At 49.4% G+C, this 17822-nt stretch carries 19 protein-coding genes; 15 read left to right on the forward strand and 4 right to left on the reverse strand.

Annotated elements, in window-relative coordinates:
• Positions 1-130 precede the first annotated feature (130 nt).
• From GWK74_01030 to GWK74_01075, 10 genes are all read left to right on the forward strand, one after another.
• Entirely contained in the window at positions 131-640 is a 510-nt protein-coding gene (locus GWK74_01030) for a ClbS/DfsB family four-helix bundle protein (GenBank protein ID QHU90106.1), read from the forward strand.
• Positions 637-1092: a hypothetical protein gene (locus tag GWK74_01035; protein QHU90107.1), complete on the forward strand. Its 456-nt coding sequence runs from the start codon at positions 637-639 to the stop codon at positions 1090-1092. The genes GWK74_01030 and GWK74_01035 overlap by 4 nt, the downstream gene beginning before the upstream one ends.
• The gene (locus tag GWK74_01040) at positions 1085-1414 is read left to right on the forward strand and encodes a competence protein TfoX (protein ID QHU90108.1); all 330 of its coding nucleotides are present in this window, start codon (positions 1085-1087) and stop codon (positions 1412-1414) included. The genes GWK74_01035 and GWK74_01040 overlap by 8 nt, the downstream gene beginning before the upstream one ends.
• Positions 1411-1980 carry an NUDIX domain-containing protein gene (locus tag GWK74_01045; protein QHU90109.1) on the forward strand — a complete coding sequence of 190 codons (570 nt, stop codon included), beginning with the start codon at positions 1411-1413 and terminating at the stop codon, positions 1978-1980. Before GWK74_01040 ends, GWK74_01045 begins: the two co-directional genes overlap by 4 nt.
• Positions 1981-1994: 14 nt before the next feature.
• On the forward strand, positions 1995-4925 hold the full coding sequence (locus GWK74_01050; protein QHU90110.1) for an isoleucine--tRNA ligase: 2931 nt from the start codon (positions 1995-1997) through the stop codon (positions 4923-4925).
• Between the two features lie 117 nt (positions 4926-5042).
• Positions 5043-6386 carry a DUF3137 domain-containing protein gene (locus tag GWK74_01055; protein QHU90111.1) on the forward strand — a complete coding sequence of 448 codons (1344 nt, stop codon included), beginning with the start codon at positions 5043-5045 and terminating at the stop codon, positions 6384-6386.
• Positions 6387-6395: 9 nt separating this feature from the next.
• Complete coding sequence (locus GWK74_01060) at positions 6396-7220, forward strand: NTP transferase domain-containing protein (GenBank protein ID QHU90112.1); 825 nt, start codon at positions 6396-6398, stop codon at positions 7218-7220.
• Between the two features lie 119 nt (positions 7221-7339).
• Positions 7340-7645, forward strand: a complete 306-nt coding sequence (gene rplU, locus GWK74_01065; protein QHU90113.1) for a 50S ribosomal protein L21 — start codon at positions 7340-7342, stop codon at positions 7643-7645.
• A gap of 87 nt (positions 7646-7732) precedes the next feature.
• Positions 7733-8497 carry an AAA family ATPase gene (locus GWK74_01070; GenBank protein ID QHU90114.1) on the forward strand — a complete coding sequence of 255 codons (765 nt, stop codon included), beginning with the start codon at positions 7733-7735 and terminating at the stop codon, positions 8495-8497.
• On the forward strand, positions 8494-9372 hold the full coding sequence (locus GWK74_01075; protein QHU90115.1) for a ParB/RepB/Spo0J family partition protein: 879 nt from the start codon (positions 8494-8496) through the stop codon (positions 9370-9372). Before GWK74_01070 ends, GWK74_01075 begins: the two co-directional genes overlap by 4 nt.
• A 3-nt stretch (positions 9373-9375) precedes the next feature.
• On the opposite strand, the gene lepB is transcribed toward GWK74_01075, so the two are convergent.
• Positions 9376-9981, reverse strand: coding sequence for a signal peptidase I (gene lepB / locus GWK74_01080; protein QHU90116.1), 606 nt, complete (start codon positions 9979-9981; stop codon positions 9376-9378).
• A 75-nt stretch (positions 9982-10056) separates the two neighbouring features.
• Between lepB and GWK74_01085 the strand changes: the two genes are divergently transcribed.
• Genes GWK74_01085 through GWK74_01095 form a run of 3 tightly spaced genes read left to right on the forward strand, consistent with a single transcriptional unit; the run spans position 10057 to position 13693 of the window.
• Positions 10057-11730: a hypothetical protein gene (locus GWK74_01085; GenBank protein QHU90117.1), complete on the forward strand. Its 1674-nt coding sequence runs from the start codon at positions 10057-10059 to the stop codon at positions 11728-11730.
• Positions 11731-11750: 20 nt separating this feature from the next.
• The gene (locus tag GWK74_01090) at positions 11751-12524 is read left to right on the forward strand and encodes a hypothetical protein (protein ID QHU90118.1); all 774 of its coding nucleotides are present in this window, start codon (positions 11751-11753) and stop codon (positions 12522-12524) included.
• Positions 12524-13693, forward strand: coding sequence for a PDZ domain-containing protein (locus GWK74_01095; GenBank protein ID QHU90119.1), 1170 nt, complete (start codon positions 12524-12526; stop codon positions 13691-13693). Before GWK74_01090 ends, GWK74_01095 begins: the two co-directional genes overlap by 1 nt.
• Here the strand turns inward: GWK74_01095 and prmC are convergent.
• Positions 13667-14491 (reverse strand): peptide chain release factor N(5)-glutamine methyltransferase, encoded by an 825-nt coding sequence (gene prmC / locus GWK74_01100; protein QHU90120.1) that lies wholly within the window; start codon positions 14489-14491, stop codon positions 13667-13669. The two genes, GWK74_01095 and prmC, sit on opposite strands and share 27 nt — an antisense overlap.
• A 147-nt stretch (positions 14492-14638) precedes the next feature.
• On the opposite strand from prmC, the gene GWK74_01105 reads away from it, so the two are divergent.
• Positions 14639-15196: a hypothetical protein gene (locus tag GWK74_01105; protein ID QHU90121.1), complete on the forward strand. Its 558-nt coding sequence runs from the start codon at positions 14639-14641 to the stop codon at positions 15194-15196.
• Between the two features lie 19 nt (positions 15197-15215).
• Here GWK74_01105 and prfA read toward each other — a convergent pair whose 3' ends face one another.
• Positions 15216-16286 (reverse strand): peptide chain release factor 1, encoded by a 1071-nt coding sequence (prfA, locus tag GWK74_01110; GenBank protein QHU90122.1) that lies wholly within the window; start codon positions 16284-16286, stop codon positions 15216-15218.
• A gap of 156 nt (positions 16287-16442) precedes the next feature.
• Here prfA and GWK74_01115 point away from each other — a divergent pair, with 156 nt between their 5' ends.
• Positions 16443-17225 carry a hypothetical protein gene (locus tag GWK74_01115; protein ID QHU90123.1) on the forward strand — a complete coding sequence of 261 codons (783 nt, stop codon included), beginning with the start codon at positions 16443-16445 and terminating at the stop codon, positions 17223-17225.
• Positions 17226-17319: 94 nt separating this feature from the next.
• On the opposite strand, the gene GWK74_01120 is transcribed toward GWK74_01115, so the two are convergent.
• On the reverse strand, positions 17320-17703 hold the full coding sequence (locus GWK74_01120) for a type B 50S ribosomal protein L31 (GenBank protein ID QHU90124.1): 384 nt from the start codon (positions 17701-17703) through the stop codon (positions 17320-17322).
• Positions 17704-17822 lie beyond the last annotated feature (119 nt).

Consider the following 17822-nt stretch of genomic DNA (forward strand, 5'->3'; position numbering starts at 1 on the left):
TGCCGGTCAACTCGGCAAAACCCACGGAAGAATCACTTCTTTTGGAATCGAGATGGTACCGTCCGCTTGAAACACCTCCAGCGGATTCTCGAAGTCAGAAGAGGTGATTTTATTTTATATAAGGAGTAGTATGCCGATACCAGCCTACAAGTCAGCCTTGCAGCACGCCATTCGCCACGAGTGTGCGGCGCTGTGGCCACTGCTCGAGGCAGCCGCTCCCTGGGCGGATGAGCTGGTGATTCCGGGGCAGATAAAAGGCACGATGATGAATCCTCACCAGCTAGCCAGCTATCTACTGGGGTGGGCTACCACGGTGCTAGAGTGGGGTAGTGCATATCATCAGACTCATACGGTGCCGACGATTATTACCACTGGCTATGGTGCGGTAGCGCAAAAGTTCTATATGCAATATGCTGATATAGCGTATAGTGCCGTACTGACAAAGCTTGATGAAACGGTGGCAGCGATTGACCAACTGATCGAGCAGACATCAGAAGACGACCTCTACCGCGTCGTATGGTATCGGACGAAGACGAGCGGACGAGAGTATACTATGGCACGGATAATTGAGCTCAACACAGTCGCGCCATTGCGAAATGCACACGGTAGGTTGCGCAAGGCTATGGAGGAGAGAGGATGAGCATGCAACAAAACGCAGCTTTGCCTAAAAGAATCATTACGTTATGTGGATCGATTAAATTCATTGATGTAATGACGAGCGTGGCTGAGCAATTGGAGCTGGCTGGTTTTGAAGTGTTGCGACCGGTGGCGTCTGGTGAGCCGGAATTTACGGTGGATGTTGAGCGTGCGAAAGCGATCCGTCATCGTTTAATTAAACAACATTTGGCAAAAATCGATCAGTCGGTGGCAGTTTTGGTAGTTAATCCACCAAAAAATCAAGTTGATAATTATATTGGTGTGAGTACGCTGGGTGAGATGATGTATGCGTTTGGTACAAATAAGCCGATTTTTATCTTGAATCAGTTACCAACGGAACTTGATTACGCAGTGGATTTAGCGGCGCTAGAGCCGATCGAATTAAACGGTGATTTAACGAAAATAACAACTAATTTGGGGGCTTGCCGTGGCTAGTTCTCAAGCATTTATCGAATATTTCAAAGAGCAATTGACGGCGAGTGGCGCTGGTGAGATTTATTGTCGTAAAATGTTTGGTGATTATGGTGTTTATTGCGACGGTGTATTTTTTGCGTTGGTTTGTGACGATACCTTTTTTATTAAAATAACAGAAGCTGGCAAGGTGATTTTGGGTAAAAATTATTCGACTGGACTAGCTTATAGTGGCGCCAAAATGCCGATGTTTAAAATTGATGATTTTGAAGATTATGATTTAATGCGCCAATTAATTCAAGTAACTTGTGCCGAGTTAATAAAGAAAGGTAAGGGCAAAAAATGAAGCAAGAAATAATTTCACAAGATCCAGATCTAAAGGTGTCAGTCCTAAAAACCTCCTTTGTCTATCGGAATCAGGTAATTCAAGCAGAATGGTTTGATGTTGACGACAAGACAGTGATTCCCGATTTACCATGGCAACAGATTTATGTGATTGGTGATCTTGATGGCAAGGTACCGTTGGTTTATTACGCACATGGTAGGGAAAATTTACCTGGTGGGCATACTGAGCCAGGCGAAACCCTCGAACAAACATTATGTCGTGAAGTACAAGAAGAGCTAAATGTGCGAGTGGCTGAGTGGAGACCGATTGGTTATCAAGTTTTAACCAATCCTGACGGTAGAATAGATCATCAATTTCGGGCAGTGGCGAAGCTTGAGAAGTTAGGTGAATTTGCAGGTGATGTCGGTGGCTCGGTGATTGGCTATCGCTTGGTGGATATCGATGAAGTGAATCAACGGATTGGTTATGGTGATATTGGGGAGCGTATGATAGCACGCGCAAAGAACATACTAAAATCAATGGTGATTGTGCGTGACAGGATATTTAAAAAGAATATAAAAGGTTAAATAAAGGAGATAATATGAAATTCAAACACGGCACTCGCCGCCGAGCGGCAGAATATGAAAAAGATTGGGTGCAGCACTGGAAGGACGACGATACATTCAATAAATCGGTTGAAAATCGGCCAGCTAATAATTCCTGGGTGTTTTATGACGGACCACCGTTTTTGACTGGTACGCCGCATCATGGGCATTTGTTGGTGAGCACTGTTAAGGACACGATGGGTCGCTTCCATACCATGAAGGGTCAGCGAGTTGAGCGCCGCTGGGGCTGGGATTGTCATGGACTACCAGCTGAGGTGTACGTTGAGAAAACGCTGGGAATTTCTAATAAAAAAGAAATTGGCGCGAAAATTAGTGTGTCGGATTATGTGAAGGAATGCCGTGCGGCTATGGTGCGAACTGGCACTGAGTGGGAAGACACAATTGAGCGAATCGGTCGCTGGGTTGAGTTTAAGGGTGCTTATAAAACCATGGACAATAATTACATGGAATCGGTTTGGTGGGCGTTTAAGAAGCTCTATGAAGAGGGTAAGATTTATGAGGGCGAAAAAATATTAATTTATTGTACTAAGGATGCCACGCCAATTTCTAAGAGTGAGGTAGCGATGGAGAACAGCTACCAGATGGATACCGACCCAAGCTTGTTTGTCTATTTTAAGCTGGAAGATGAAGATGAATATTTGCTTGCCTGGACGACGACGCCGTGGACCTTGCCGGCGAATATGGTGGCGGCAATCAACCAGGATGTTGATTATTCATTAGTGGCGTACGGCGATAAGAAATTCTATATCGCAAGTGATGCTATCGAAAGAGTTATGACCGATGAAAAACATCAACCGCTTGAATATTCAATTGTCAAAACGATAAAAGGTGCGGAATTGGTGGGCAAGCGATTTGAGCCGCTGTTTGAAAATCGCGGTCCAAATGCTCATAAAGTGCTGCATGCTGATTTCGTGACGACCGATGACGGTACAGGACTGGTGCACATTGCGCCGGCTTATGGCGAAGACGATTACGAACTATGCCGCAAGTATGACGTACCGGTGTTGTCGCTGGTGGATGGTGATGGCAACTATACTGAGGGCAGGTGGCTCGGTCGTAATATTTGGGAGGTCAATAAAGAGATTGCCAAGACATTGTTGGAGGAAGGCCGAGCGCTGAAAATTGACTATATTCGCCATGAGTATCCGCATTGTCACCGCTGCGGCACAAAACTGATGTATCGAGCGCATCCGAGCTGGTTCATGGATATTCAAAGTCAGAAAAAAGAAATGCTAGAGGCAAATGAACAGACTCATTGGACTCCAGATAATCTGCGGACGGGGCGATTTCATAATATTATAGAGCAGGCGCCGGATTGGAATTTGAGCCGTGATCGCTATTGGGCAACGCCGATTCCAGTGTGGAAAGGCGTCAAGAATGACGGCACGGAAGTTGTCAAAGTGATTGGTAGTTTTGCGGAATTTGAAGAGCTGACGGGGCGTAGGCTAGATGATTATCATTTGCCGCAAGTGATGGACGTGACGTTTGAGTGTGATGGAGTGGAAATGCGGCATATCGGTAAGGTGCTCGACTGCTGGTTTGAGTCTGGCTCAATGCCGTTTGCTCAGTTCCATTATCCGTTTGAAAACAAGGAAAAATTTGAAGCGAGTTTTCCAGCCGATTTTATCATTGAAGCGATTGATCAGACCCGTGGTTGGTTTTATAGTTTGACAGCGGTCAATGTGGCATTATTCGGTAAATCGCCGTGGAAGAATTTGATTTGTACTGGATTCATCAACGCGGCAGACGGCAAAAAGATGAGTAAGAAGTTAAAAAACTACACCGATCCGATGGAATTAATGGATAAAACGTCGGCTGATAGTTTCCGTTTTCTCATGCTATCTAGTCCGCTGACAAATGGCGAGAACTTTGCGCTAGCGGATAAGGATGTCATGGATGTAGCGCGCAAGCTCAGTATGATCTGGAATATGTATGATTTCTTCACGATGTACGCTGAGGTCGATGGCTGGGAATTTTACGGCGAGCTGAAAGATCCGCTGGGCGAGTTGACTAATCCGTTGGATATTTGGATTGTTAGCCGCTTACATCAATTGGTGACGGATGTTGAAAAGGGTCTTGATGATTACAATTTACAAGATGCCACTAAGCCGATTTTGCCATTCCTCGACGACGCTTCCAACTGGTACGTGCGCCGCAGTCGCCGCCGTTTCTGGAAGTCTGAAGACGATGGCGACAAGAACGATGCTTACCGGACGCTACATTATGTACTGGTACGTTTGAGTTACATTTTGGCGCCGTTTACGCCGTTTTTGGCCGAGGAATTGTATCATAATTTGACGGGTGATAACGAGTCGATTCATTTGAAGGATTGGCTGCCAGCTGGTGCGGTGGATGAGCAGGTTCTAGCCGATATGTCCCGTACGCGTGAATTGATCAACAATGGTCTTAGTTTGCGTATGAAGCAAGATGAGCATCAAGCATCAATTAAGGTTCGCCAACCGCTGCAGTTTGCGGCATATGCGGGTGCGAAATTGGCTGAGTATTACGAGCAGATTATGGCCGAGGAGCTAAATGTTAAGGAAATTCGCTGGATTGAGAATTTAGACGAGCACTTGGCGGACTATGATGTGACCGAGGGCGCGATCAAGCCAGAGAGTTGGATCGAAATTAGCAAGCACTTAACGCCCGAGCTCAAACGCGAAGGTTTGATGCGAGAAGTCATTCGCCACGTCCAAAGCGCGCGCAAGAAGGCGGGATTGCAAGTGGACGATCGGATTATACTACAGCTGACGACGAATGACGAGCAGCTCCGCCAAGCGATCGATGAGCATGCTGAGGCGATTGCTACTGAGACGCTGGCGGTGTTTGGCGAGGTACATGACAATCAGTCGACAGCGACGGTTGAAGGGGCTAAGCTCGAGATTGCTCTTGCTGTTGTAAAATAGTCATCACGATAAAAGTTGCGACCTCAAAATTGATGCACGGCGAGCGTTTTCTTGGTCTCGCACTGATCGGACATTCATGACCTTGGCGATCGCCATACAACGCGGTACAATGGGTCTATGTGTAATCTAGCAGTTCTCAGTCAGTTACTCTTTTTTGCGCGAGCTGGTGGTGGCGGGTCAAGTTCTGGCGGCGGCGGTGGCGTTGCCCTTTTCGGGATACCGATGGTAATTGCAATTTCGGTAAGTGGTTTTGTGAAAAAAACTACCCAGTCAAAGATGGCCGCCATAGCGGTCGGGTTTTTGGCCGGCCTACTCGCCAGCTTGTTCTACCTACTCGGCGGTGTTGTTATTTTTATCCTGGTGGCCATCTCGGCATTGGTCGGTGCGATTATCGGGGCATTTACAGATAAGATCAGCCGTTTTCGCAAAGGCAGCGAGGCTGCAAAACAGGCCGTTCAGCAAGCAGCTACCCAGGACAGCGCCTGGAACGAGCAGGGTATTGTCAATTATGCAACGACGGTGTTTAATCGGTTTCAGTATGATTGGGAGCGGATGGATTTGCCGTCAATTCAGCAGTACGTCACGCCGAATTATGCGCGGCACATCGGACTAATGTTGTATGCCCTACAACAGATGGGGCGAGTCAATCGCATGAAGAATGTGGCGGTCAGTGAAGCGATTATCACCCGGGCGTATGATGATGCGAATGATCAGAATGACCGAGTAAGTGTGAGTTTTGTTGCCTCGGCAAATGATGAGCTGGTTGACGTGGCGAGTGATGCGGTGCTACATCGTGATACGGGCGAGTTTGGTGAGCAGTGGAACTTTGTGCGCTCGGGTGATGGCTGGCTACTAGATAGTATTGATCAGGAAACGGAAGATCCCGCACAGCTTGTTGCCTCTATGCAGCAGTTTGCAGCGCAATACGACATGTATTTCAGTCCGGATTGGGGGCGGTTACTGCTACCAACTCGCGGTGAATTATTCAAGGGCGGCTTTAAGGGTACCGACATCAATAACCACATCATTGGGTTCTGGACGGGTAATTTATTGGTGCAGCTATACACCTATGTGGCTGACGCTTCAAATACCGATTCGGCGGCTACGTACATTATCGGGCAGGTTAATTTGCTAAAGTCGTATGGTGGGATTTTAGTGGAGCGTCGGGATTCGCGCTTCCTGAAGCGGTTCAGAGCGCCGTCGGGTTATAAAAAAGTAGAACTGGAGTGGGGTGACTTTAACAAGCGCTACCAAGTCTACGCCACCGATGAGAACCAGGTGACGAGCTTTGAGCTGCTCAATCCAAGTTTCATGGCCTGGTTGTACGATCAAGACATTAAGGTTAATATTGAGGTGGTAGATAATATTGTTTATCTCTATGCCAAAATTTCCACTGGCGAGATGCGCTACGGGGAGATGATGGATATTTTGCAGAAATCACATAAAGAACTCAAGATGTAAGGAGGAAATATGATTACCAAAGCTATTATTCCGGTCGCTGGTTGGGGTACACGGATGCTGCCAATCACCAAATCGATTGAAAAGTGTATGCTGCCGATTGGCAATCGACCGCTGATTGATTACGTGGTGCAGGACTGTTTGGCGGCCGGCGTGCGCGAGCTGATTTTTGTGGTTGGCGAGCAGAGTTCACAGTTAGAGAGCTATTATCGGAGCAATATTTTGCTCAACGATTATTTGCGGAGCCGGGGTAAGGATGACAAGTTGGCTCTGGTGGCGCCGATCGATGCGAAGCTTCACTTTGTGACGCAACCGAGCTACGGCAAGTATGGCTCAGCAGTGCCAGTGGCCTTGGCGGCGGACTATCTCGAGGATGGCGAATCGGCAGTGGTGCTGATGGGTGATGACTTTATGTATAATGCCGATGGCTCAAGCGAAGTGGCACGGCTGTTGGCAGCAACGCCAGACGGTCAGTGTAGTCTGCTGGCCCAGGAAGTGCCGGGTGATGACATTAGTCGGTACGGGGCGATTGTAATGGATGAAGACGGCAATTTTGTAGAGATCGTGGAAAAGCCAAAGCCAGAAGAGGCGCCGAGCCACTTTGCCAACATCGGTAAATACGTCCTCACCAAACAAGTTATCCAGTCTTGTGCTGATGTTGAAATATCGCCGCGCGGCGAGTATGAGTTGACCGATGCAGTCAGTAATTATGCTCGGGCCGGCGGTGTCGTCAAGGTTGTGCCAGCGGTAGGTATGCATTTGGACGGTGGTAATGTCGAGGGCTGGTTGCACGCAAACAATGTGGTGTGCGGTCGGTCGGGGTCGTGTTCGAGTTGACATTGATACTCCGGACGGTGTAGCTGTCGGTGGGATAATTGAAGCTGGCAGTAGCCTTGATTTACCACTGTGTCTCTGGTACAATAGAACGGATTGAAAACTAATTTTTAAGGAACGAAATGAAAGCAGTCGTAAAAATCTCTGGCAAACAATACATTGTCAGCGAAAAAGAGTCCCTCTTGGTGGATCTCCTCCCTGAAGGCACAAAAGAACTCACTCTCGACGCACTTTTAGTGATTGATGGTGATAAAACAACAGTTGGTACACCAACCGTAAAAGGTGTGGTAGTGAAGGCAAAAGTTGCTGAAGCAGAAGTCAAGGGCGACAAAATCCGCGTCATCCGCTACAAGAGCAAAAAACGCGTTCACAAAGAAACGGGTCATCGCCAGAAGTACACCAGGATTGAGATTACCTCGATCAAATAACCGATGAATTAGCATACCGCCCCGTGATGAGGGCGGTATTTTTATGGCCGAAACTATGGTACAATGAGGTAAGCAGAAGGGGTATCGATGACGAAGATTATTGCGGTGACAAATCAAAAGGGCGGCGTCGGCAAGACGACGACTTCAATCAATGTGGCATATTTTTTGGCAAAAGCCGGTAAGCGGACGCTGATCGTTGACTTTGATCCGCAGGGTAATGCCACCAGCGGCCTTGGCATTGATAAGCAAGAGCTGGGCATAACGATGACCGAGGTAGTGACTGGTCAGGCAGCCTTGAATAATATAATTATTCAGACCGACATCAAGAATCTATCGATCGCACCAGCCACGTCGCACTTAGCAAATACCGAGGTTGAGTTGGCCCAAGCCGAGGGGCGGTTTGTGCGGCTGCGCCAGGCGCTGGCGAGCCTCGCTGGGTATGATTATGTGATCATTGATAGTCCGCCGAGTCTGAGTCTGCTGACCGTGAATGGGCTGATCGCAGCGCAGTACGTCCTATTGCCGGTGCAGGCAGAGTTTTATGCACTCGAGGGGCTGGGGCAACTGATGGAGACGATGAAGTTGGTTCGCAAGGGGCTCAATCCGCATCTGCGCTTGCTCGGCGTGGTGACCACCATGGTTGATTCGCGAACGACTCTATCGAGCCAGGTGTACGATGAAATTAAAAAGCATTTTGCCGATACGATTTTCAAGACGACGATTCCGCGTAATATTCGCCTCGCTGAGGCACCAAGTCATGGCGTGCCGGTTGGTGTGTACGATCGTTTCTCAAAGGGATCGCGGGCCTACCACGCACTGACCAAAGAAATTATCGAGAGGATTGAAGGATGAAAAAGGGACTTGGGCGGGGGTTTGATTCGCTGATACCGACAAATTTGTTTGACGAGGCTTTTGACCCGACGGCTGGTCAAGATGCGACAATGTCGCAATTACGCCAGATACCGATTACCGATATTACTCCAGATCCAGATCAGCCGCGGCGGTTCTTTGATGAGGAGGCACTGCGTGAACTGGCCGATTCGATTCGTCGGCATGGCGTGGTGCAGCCGATCGTCGTAACGCCACATGGGGCGCAGTTCATGATCGTGGCTGGCGAGCGGCGCTGGCGAGCGGCGCAGCTGGCTGGATTAATCGAGATACCGAGTATCATTCGCAGTTTGAGCGATCAGCACCGATTAGAGGTGTCACTGATTGAGAACTTGCAGCGGCGCGACCTCAATCCGCTGGAAACGGCGACGGCCTACATGAAGCTACGCGACCAGTTCAATATGACGCTGGAACAAATCGGCCAGCACGTCGGCGGTAAATCGGTCAGCGCCATTAGCAATACACTGCGCCTCTTGAAATTACCGAGCGTGGTGCGGACGGCGCTGTTTGAAAATAAGATTTCTGAAGGGCAGGCGCGAACATTGGTGGGGCTGCCAGATGACGTGGCGGAGGATTTATTGCAGCAAACGATTGATCAGGGCTGGAGCGTGCGTAAGCTCGAGCAGATGATCGCTGCCTGGAAGCGGGCACAGCAGCCGTCGGGCCCCGCGCCAACTCCAAAGTCAGTCAAGCAGCCGCACGCCTCGTCGGTAGCGCGCCTGTCGAAAAAACTCCGTACTGACATCACGGTTCGCACCAGTAAGCGCGGTGCCGGTCAGATTATCATCCCGTTCAAAGACCAAGCGGATTTTGAGCGGATTCGCGACTTGATTGGCTGATTATTAAAACCCTCTGATCTGTGTGAAGGGGAAAATACGGGCGATGACCGGCCCGACGATATCGTATAGCGGAATGTTGCCCATGCAGTTACGCGAGTCACACGAAAAATTACCCTCACGATTATCACCCATTACGAAAATTGTCCCCTCAGATACTTTGGTATCGACATCGCCGGAGGTGGGGGACTTTGGTTCGTTTTTGTTGACGGTTGTATCGGGGTTAAAGCCGTTCGGATGTTCACTGTTATAAACGGTGACGACGCCATCCTTGACGGTGACGCGCTCACCCGCGAAAGCGATGACCCGTTTGACGATATATTCATCGTGACCGAGGGTTGGATTGTAATTAGGATTTTTAAAGACAATAATTTGACCGCGCTGGGGGATATACTGTTTATTTTGAAGCTGTTTGATCGTGACTGATAGTCGGTCGACGATCAGGCGGTCGTTGGTGTGCATGGTGTTTTCCATGCTTGGTCCCTGCACGCCAAAACTACGAAAGACAAAGGTGTTTATCAAAATCGTCCCGATAATCACCCCAATCACAAAAATAATCAGTCCCAGACTGTCCCTTAGACGAGGGTGTCGATCGAGAAAATGAGCATCCATCCGCCTTATTATACATGGTTTGGTGGCGAAAACCAAAAGCTTGATCGATAGAGAAGTGTGCTATAATAAGGAGCAGTGAAAATTTCAAATAGGAATTCGGTCGATGGATTTGTACCGCGGAGGGCTCAGCGGTCTCGTTTGGGTGGTGTATCGCCGGAGCAGGTAGCTGCTCATCCTCGTCAGGCGGAGCAGCCTACCCCGCAGATACTTGGCCGGCAGCCGATCCAATTACCGCGCCAGTCACTGTCACAAGCTGATCGGGTGCGCCTCGCGGCTTCGTCAACTGCTGATATCGACGAAGATATTAGCAATTCGCTCAAAGATCTTGACATCCAAAAGCCCGAAGCACCCCGTGAAAAGCGCAAGAAATCGCATAAAAAACGTCGCAAGCTAAAGATTATTATCCTGGTGATCGTGGCGCTGATAATTCTGGTGGGTGGATTTTTGCTGTACAAGGCGTGGGTCAATGCGGGGCGAGTGTTTGGTAGCGGTAATCTAATTGACTTGTTTCAGAATCAACCGCTGAAAATGGATGCACACGGGCGGAGCAATATGCTGATCCTCGGTACGACGGATGATGATCCAGACCATCCGGGCGCAACGTTGACCGACTCAATGATGGTGCTGAGTGTTGATCAAAAGAAGCACGATGCCTATATGTTTAGTATTCCGCGCGACTTATACGTGCAGTTTGGGCGAGTTTGTAATTCTGGTCGTGCCGGCAAGATTAACGAATATTTTGACTGTGTTGCCAAGGGTAATGATGAACAGGCTGAAAAGAAGCGGATAGATGCCAGCCGCGAGTTTGTTGGCAAGATTTTTGATATGGATATACAGTACGTAGCACACGTTAATGCTCAGGTAATCAAGGACGCGGTTAATGCGGTTGGTGGTGTGACGGTGAATGTTCAGAGCGACGATCCACGAGGTGTGTTTGACCCGAGCGTCGACTGGATGTGTCGGGAGAAGGGTCTATCAGCAGAGCAGCGGAAACGGCGCTGTCCGACGGGGCATTACATTCATTTCAAGAATGGGCCAAATGAGATGGACGGTGACAAGGCGCTGTATTTCTCGCGAGCGCGTGGAGCGCTGGGCGGTTCGTATGGGCTGGACAAGTCGAACTTTGACCGCGAGAAAAACCAACAGTTGGTGCTGATGGCGCTCAAGAACAAGGCAGCCTCGACAGGCACGCTGACTGATCTTGGCAAGGTGACGGCGCTGATGGACGCCATGGGCAAGAATCTGCGCACTAACGTTGATGCCAAGGAAGTCCGTACGGTGATGGATGTTGCTTCCAAGATCAAGGATACGGACATTCACCGCCTCAGCTTTATTGAAAAAGATAATGTCCTGCTTGGCACGAGTAGTGTTGGTGGCGCCAGTGTGGTCGTGCCGACAGCTGGCCAGTTTGATTATTCGCAAATTCGATCGTTTATCAAGGTGGAAATATACGGTGATGCACTTGCCAAGGAAAAGGCGCGCGTCCTGGTGCTCAATGGCAGTGGCGTGGTCGGAGCCGCCAAATCCGAAGCTGATCGCCTAAAGGCGGCATCACTCAACGTGGTAAGCGTTGGCAATTCACCACAGAAAATTACCGAAAAGTACAGGGTTTATCAGCTGGAGTCAGGCAAGTCCAAGCAGGCTTCTGCCAACAAGATTAAAGAACTGTATGGTGTAACATTAACCGAAGGCAAACCGCCATTTAACCTGCCAGCTGAGGCTGACTTCGTAGTGATAATCGGGCCGTAATTTGGTATAATAGGGTGGCAATGGAGTTTCTGAAAAAAACAGCCAGGCGACGGTCGCTTCTCAGTAATATCGCTTATTATGCACTCAATTTAGGGATGGTGGCAGTCTTGTTCTGGATGTCGCAGGAGATTCATTATCCGTTGGCGGCGATTGTGCTGGTACTCTTAAGCAAGTGGCGGACATTGTCGGTGCGCCCTAAGTTTTGGCTAACGAATATTCAAGGAAGCCTGGTTGACGTGGTGGTTGGTCTCGGTGTGGTGGCGCTGATGTATGCGCCGCAGGCGACGCTGGTGCTACGAATTGCGCTAGCGGTATTTTATGCGATATGGCTTGTCGCTATCAAGCCGCTATCAAAGCGCTGGCAGATGACATTACAGGCGGGTCTCGCGGTATTTATCGGCACGGCAGCACTGTTTGCAGTGTCACACGAATGGCCAGCCGCGGTGGTTGTGTTGAGTGCGCTAATTATTGGGTATGGCACGGCTCGGCATTTCCTATCGACGTTTCGTGAGGAGCAGATTACTGTACTCAGTCTAGCCTGGGGGCTGGTATTTGCGGAGATTGGCTGGCTGGCGCATTACTGGACGTTTGGCTATGCGCTGCTTGGGGTGAATGCGCTGCAACTACCGCAGGTGACGATTATCTTTACGCTGCTATCATTCGTAGCCGAACGTATTTATACTTCTTGGCATAAGCATAAGACGATTGTTATTGCTGAAGTTGCCGGCCCGGCTATCTTGGCGTCGGCGCTTATCCTGACCATTTTACTATTCTTTAACTCGGTGACACTATAATGGAGCAAGAATCTCGTTCAGCTCAGCAACTCCAATCTCGACCGGGTGTGCCGCGTCGCAGGAAGCTAGCGTTGATTAGTGCTTGTGTCATCACGATGCTATGGCTGATGGTTGGCTCGGCAGTGCTGGGTTCGTGGCTAACGACGCAGTTTAATAAACAGTCTATCCAGTCTACTCCTGACGGCAACCTCGTCATGTCGCGCGACGAAGCAGATATCAGAGAAGTTGTGCAGCGTGTGTCTAAGAGCGTGGTTTCGATCGTAACCACTAAGAATGACCGGACATTGTCGCGTGCGACAGTGCAGCAAGGTGCTGGTACAGGGATCATCATCAGTAAAGACGGTTATATTTTGACGAATAAACATGTCGTCAAGGACGCTGAAACCATCGAGATTATGGGTAGTGACGGTACGCAGTATACGGATGTCAAGCTTGCTGGCGTTGATCCACTCAACGATGTGGCGTTTCTCAAGATCAATGGTGTGAATGACCTGCCGGCAGCCACGCTGGGTGACTCAAGCACTGTGCATGTTGGTCAGAAAGTAATTGCTATCGGTAATTCACTGGGTCGCTACCAGAACACCGTCACAACGGGCATTATCTCGGGGAAGGGCCGACCAGTTCAGGCCTCTACTAGTGAATATAGCGACGAAGCCGAGAGCCTGACTGATCTACTCCAGACTGATGCTGCGATCAATCCGGGCAACTCTGGCGGGCCGCTCCTCAATATGTCGGGCCAAGTTATTGGTATCAACACAGCGATCGTCTCGGATGCGCAGAGTGTGGGTTTTGCAATTCCGATTGCCGCCACCAAGGGGTTGGTACGCAGTGTGCTTGGTTCTGGCAAAGTCCAGAAATCATACATCGGCGTGCAATATGTTGCGATTACCCCTGAAGTCCGTGCTGAGTATAAATTACCAGTCAAAAGCGGTGCATATGTCGGCGGCTCGCGTCGCAAATCGGCGGTCGTCGCTGGCGGGCCGGCAGATAAAGCAGGCATCAAGGACGGTGATATCATTACTAAAGTAAATGACAAGCTGATCGGCGAGCAGGGTGGCCTCGGCAGTCTCATCTCTGAGTTCTTGCCGGGCGAGACGGTAGAACTGACTATCCTGCGTGACGGCAAGGAACGGAAGGTCAAGCTAACGCTTGGCGCCTACAAGGCGTAGGACGATGATAAAGCCGCGCATCTCTACCTCGTGAAAGCCGTGATGCCTTGCTTGATGGAGAATTGCCTGGTGCTGCCTCGGATCAGCCTCCAAAAAGAGCAGACCATCTGCCGTCAAGCGGCGCGGCGCTTGCTCAATCAGTGTCTCAATCAACCTCAGTCCATTATCCGCTGCGAATAACGCTTCGGCGGGTTCGTGACGCAGTTCTGGCGAAACATCCCAGTCTCGGTCAACATACGGCAAATTAGCAAAGATATAATCCACCGGCTCAATCTGCCCAGAAAGGAGTGACTGTTGCTGCAATGTCACCTGTGCATGCAAATTGCCCGCGTTTTTCTCGGCGATTTTGATGGCTCGTGGACTAATATCCGACAGGATAACCCGCAGGGACGGCCGTTCTAACGCCGCTGTAATGCCGAGGCAGCCCGAACCAGTGCCAACATCAATCAGTGTCTTTGGTGTGATCTCGCTGGCTGTCAGCGCCAGGAACAGGGTAATCATCTCCTCCGACTCCGGCCGCGGCACGAGGACAGCTGGCGAAACAGTAAATTTCCGACCGTAAAATTCCTTACAGCCCAAAATATACGCCAGCGGTACTCGATCAAGCCGCAGGCTCAACCTAGCATCGGCGATATCAACCCGTCGCGGATCAATCTCCTCATCCAAATGCGCATGCAGGTACGTCCGACTTTTTCGCAGGGTGTTAGCTAGTATCAACTCCGCATCAAGTCGCGCTGACGCGATACCGATAGCTTTTAACTGTCTGGCGGCATTCTTTAGCCAGGATGATATAGTCATGTTGTTAATTCTACCACAGGTCTAGGAATGAGTAAAGTGATTATGGTTGCAAAATAGCTATAAAGTTGTAAAAAGTATTGACAAATCAAGAGAGAGAGAGTAATATAAGAACCACACTAAGCATAATCAAGTAAAAAGGAATAAGCTATGAATAGAAATAAGATCCCACCGCTGATGGAAATTGAGCATACAGAAGAATACGAGCCACGCATTGTCACCTATGAAAGCGGTGCTAACGTGTTAGTTCACGATGAGCCGGGTGATAGAGTGACTATCGGCACTGATGATAAATACTTTAGAGATCCTATGTTGAGTGGTGGTATGCTTTGTTTTGAGGCTATTCGTGATGATGGCGTTAGGGTCGAGTCTTATGTTACACCAGATAAGGTTGTGACTGCACGACACTATGATCATATGGTCGCGTATGATGTGTATACACGCAACAATACCCGAGACGAGATGGTGATACCGGTACCAGCGGGCAATGATATACACGGACGGGAGTTCGTGATCGGCGAGGGCATTACAGAAATTCCGGGGTATGCTCGCGGCGGTATGACGCTAATGTCCATTTCGGCGGAGTATAAATATGATACGGGTCGTCGTGATACCATAGAAGGTGAAAGTCCATTTGAGACAATAAAACACAAAATTGAAAAGCAGCGACGGAATAGTAAACTTGGCTCGACTGCGCTAGGGGTATAATACTACTAGGTAGCTGATACTATTTTTCGGCGTTCTTCGCCTTCAACTCCCGCTCATACCGCTGTAATTGTTCAATCAAATCGTCAATATCCCCGTTCATCGCCGCGGGGATATTGCTGCGGCTATAATGAATGCGGTGGTCGGTGATGCGGTCCTGTGGGAAGTTGTAGGTGCGGATTTTTTCGGAGCGGTCGCCAGTGCCGACTAGCGAACGCCGTTCAGCGCTTAATTTGGCGTTTTCTTCGTCAATTTTCATTTGCAGCAGCCGCGAGCGCAGCACGCTCATGGCTTTTTCGCGGTTCTTAATCTGTGATTTCTCGTCTTGGTTGGTGACGATGATGCCGGTCGGCAGGTGAGTGATGCGCACCGCCGAGTCGGTAGTGTTGACGCTTTGGCCGCCATGGCCGCTGGAGCGGTAAATATCGACGCGCAGGTCGTTCGGGCTGATTTCGATGTCAGTCTCCTCGGCTTCCGGTAGTACTGCCACGGTGACGGTGGAGGTGTGGACGCGGCCTTGGCTTTCGGTGACTGGCACGCGTTGAACGCGGTGGACGCCGCCTTCAAATTTCAATTTGGCGTATGGTGCGTCACCCTTGACCATGAAAATAACTTCTTTGTAACCGCCAGAATCGTTGGCGGATTCGCTGATAAGCTCGGTTTTATAGCTGTTGGCTTCGCACCAGCGCAGGTACATACGGTACAGTTCCGCTGCAAACAGCGAGGCTTCGTCGCCGCCAGCGCCAGCGCGGATTTCTATGATGATGTTTTTCTCGTCGTTTGGGTCTTTGGGTGTGAGGAGGGTAAATAATTCTTCCTCCAGCTCTGCCAGACGCGCTTCAGTTTCAGTGATTTCGGCTTTTGCTAATTCTGCCAATTCGCCGCCGTCATTCGCTAATTCTTTGGCGTCACGCAGATTTTGCTCTAATGCCACTCGCTCGTCGCCCTTGATAATAAGCATCTCCAGTTCTGAGAACCGCTTATTTTTACTCGTGAAATCCGGCGAGCCATACGCGTCGGGACGCGCCAAAAAATCACCCAGCGTCGCCCGCTCCGCCTTCAACGCCTCGAGGTCAAGAGAGATTTTTGTCATATGGATTATTATAGCATATTGGTGGGGGACAGCGGGCCTACTAGTAAAATACTGATAATGGCGTAGGGATACTTGACAAACAAAAGAAAATAGAGTAATATGTAGACCATTAGTGCATCATATATTGCAGTAGCAAAGATAAGGAAAATAAAAAGTATGGGCAAATTATTTCAATCAGCACGACGTATGATCAATGAAACCTTCGGGACAAACTTTGGGCGGGTGCGTAATGTCGAGAAGGCCTGGGAGATGGCACAAGAAGAAAATAGGACCTGGGAACGCAAAGAGAAAATAAAAAGACGTCGCAAAGCAGAACGTAAAGTGGGGGAATGGGTTGCAGCAAGGACCGCTAAAGGAGAAAATCTGGCGGAACCAAGTCCGGAAATACAGCCTGGTTCTCTCGAGTATTTTGATAAGATGTTTGATACCGTTAGGCAACTTACATCTGGTACCCCAAGTGAGCAGCAGCTCGAAGGTTTAGTAAAAGATTATAAGCTGGAGTCTCTGAGGGGGATGGAGGTTAGGTTTAGTCCTGGTTTTCCTGCGGATGACTTCGTTGCTACTAGGGGCGGCGAGCAGGTTGTCGGTGTAGCGCGTGCCTATGAAGGAGGTCCTACAACAGCACTCAACAGGCATATGGATGAGTTTGCCCTAGATAGGAGTACTGGCATTTTGAAGGAGGTGTCGTATTTTGAGCCAGGTGATGGTGGGCCTGTGCGGCATTATGTAAGCTGGTCTCATCCTGACGGTCATTGTACTACCATTGATTTGAATAGAGACGGTTCATTTATTGAGGGCTCACGAGTTGACAAGCCCGCAAGCTCTGAAGGTGTGGTTAACTATCAGCGATCGGTACAAACTATGGCTAGGGTTATTGAAGCTAAGTTAGCGGCTCGGAAACAGGGGGAGTTTGAAGAACAGCTTCGGCGGAGGCGGTAATCTGATCTAGTTGGTCATTTTCATTAAGTCTTGTTAACCTAAAACCACCCCGGTCATTGGGGTGGTTTTGAGCTATACCGTGTCGTGACTTAAGTTATTTCTTAGCTTTCTTGCTCTTTGCCTTAGGTGTAGCCGCTTTCTTCTTTGTGTCGTCTGTGTCATCTGCCGCCTTGGTGGCTTTTTTGGCGGCAGCTTTCTTGGCTTTGTTGGCTAGGGCTGTCTTGCGAGCCTGGGCGGCTGCTTGGCGTGCCTTAAACCGGTCAACACGACCTTCGGTGTCGATGATCTTTTCTTCGCCGGTGAAGAATGGGTGTGAGGCGCTGGAGATGTGCACCTTGACGAGCGGATAAGTTTTGCCATCTTCCCAAACGATGGTGTCCGTGGTTTGCGCTGTTGACTGAGTCAAGAACGCGAAGCCCGCTTGATCGTCGCTAAATACGACCGGGCGATAGTTCTGTGGGTGAATACTGCTTTTCATAACCTTGGTATTTTAGCAAAAAAGTATGGGTATTGCAAATATCACCACTAGTGCAGCTGCATACTGGAGCTATACTCGCCGTTCGGCAAGGGCCGTTCAACAATTATGCTTGTAAATTA

This window comes from Candidatus Saccharibacteria bacterium oral taxon 488 (assembly GCA_010202115.1).
Lineage (GTDB): Bacteria > Patescibacteriota > Saccharimonadia > Saccharimonadales > Saccharimonadaceae > Nanosynbacter.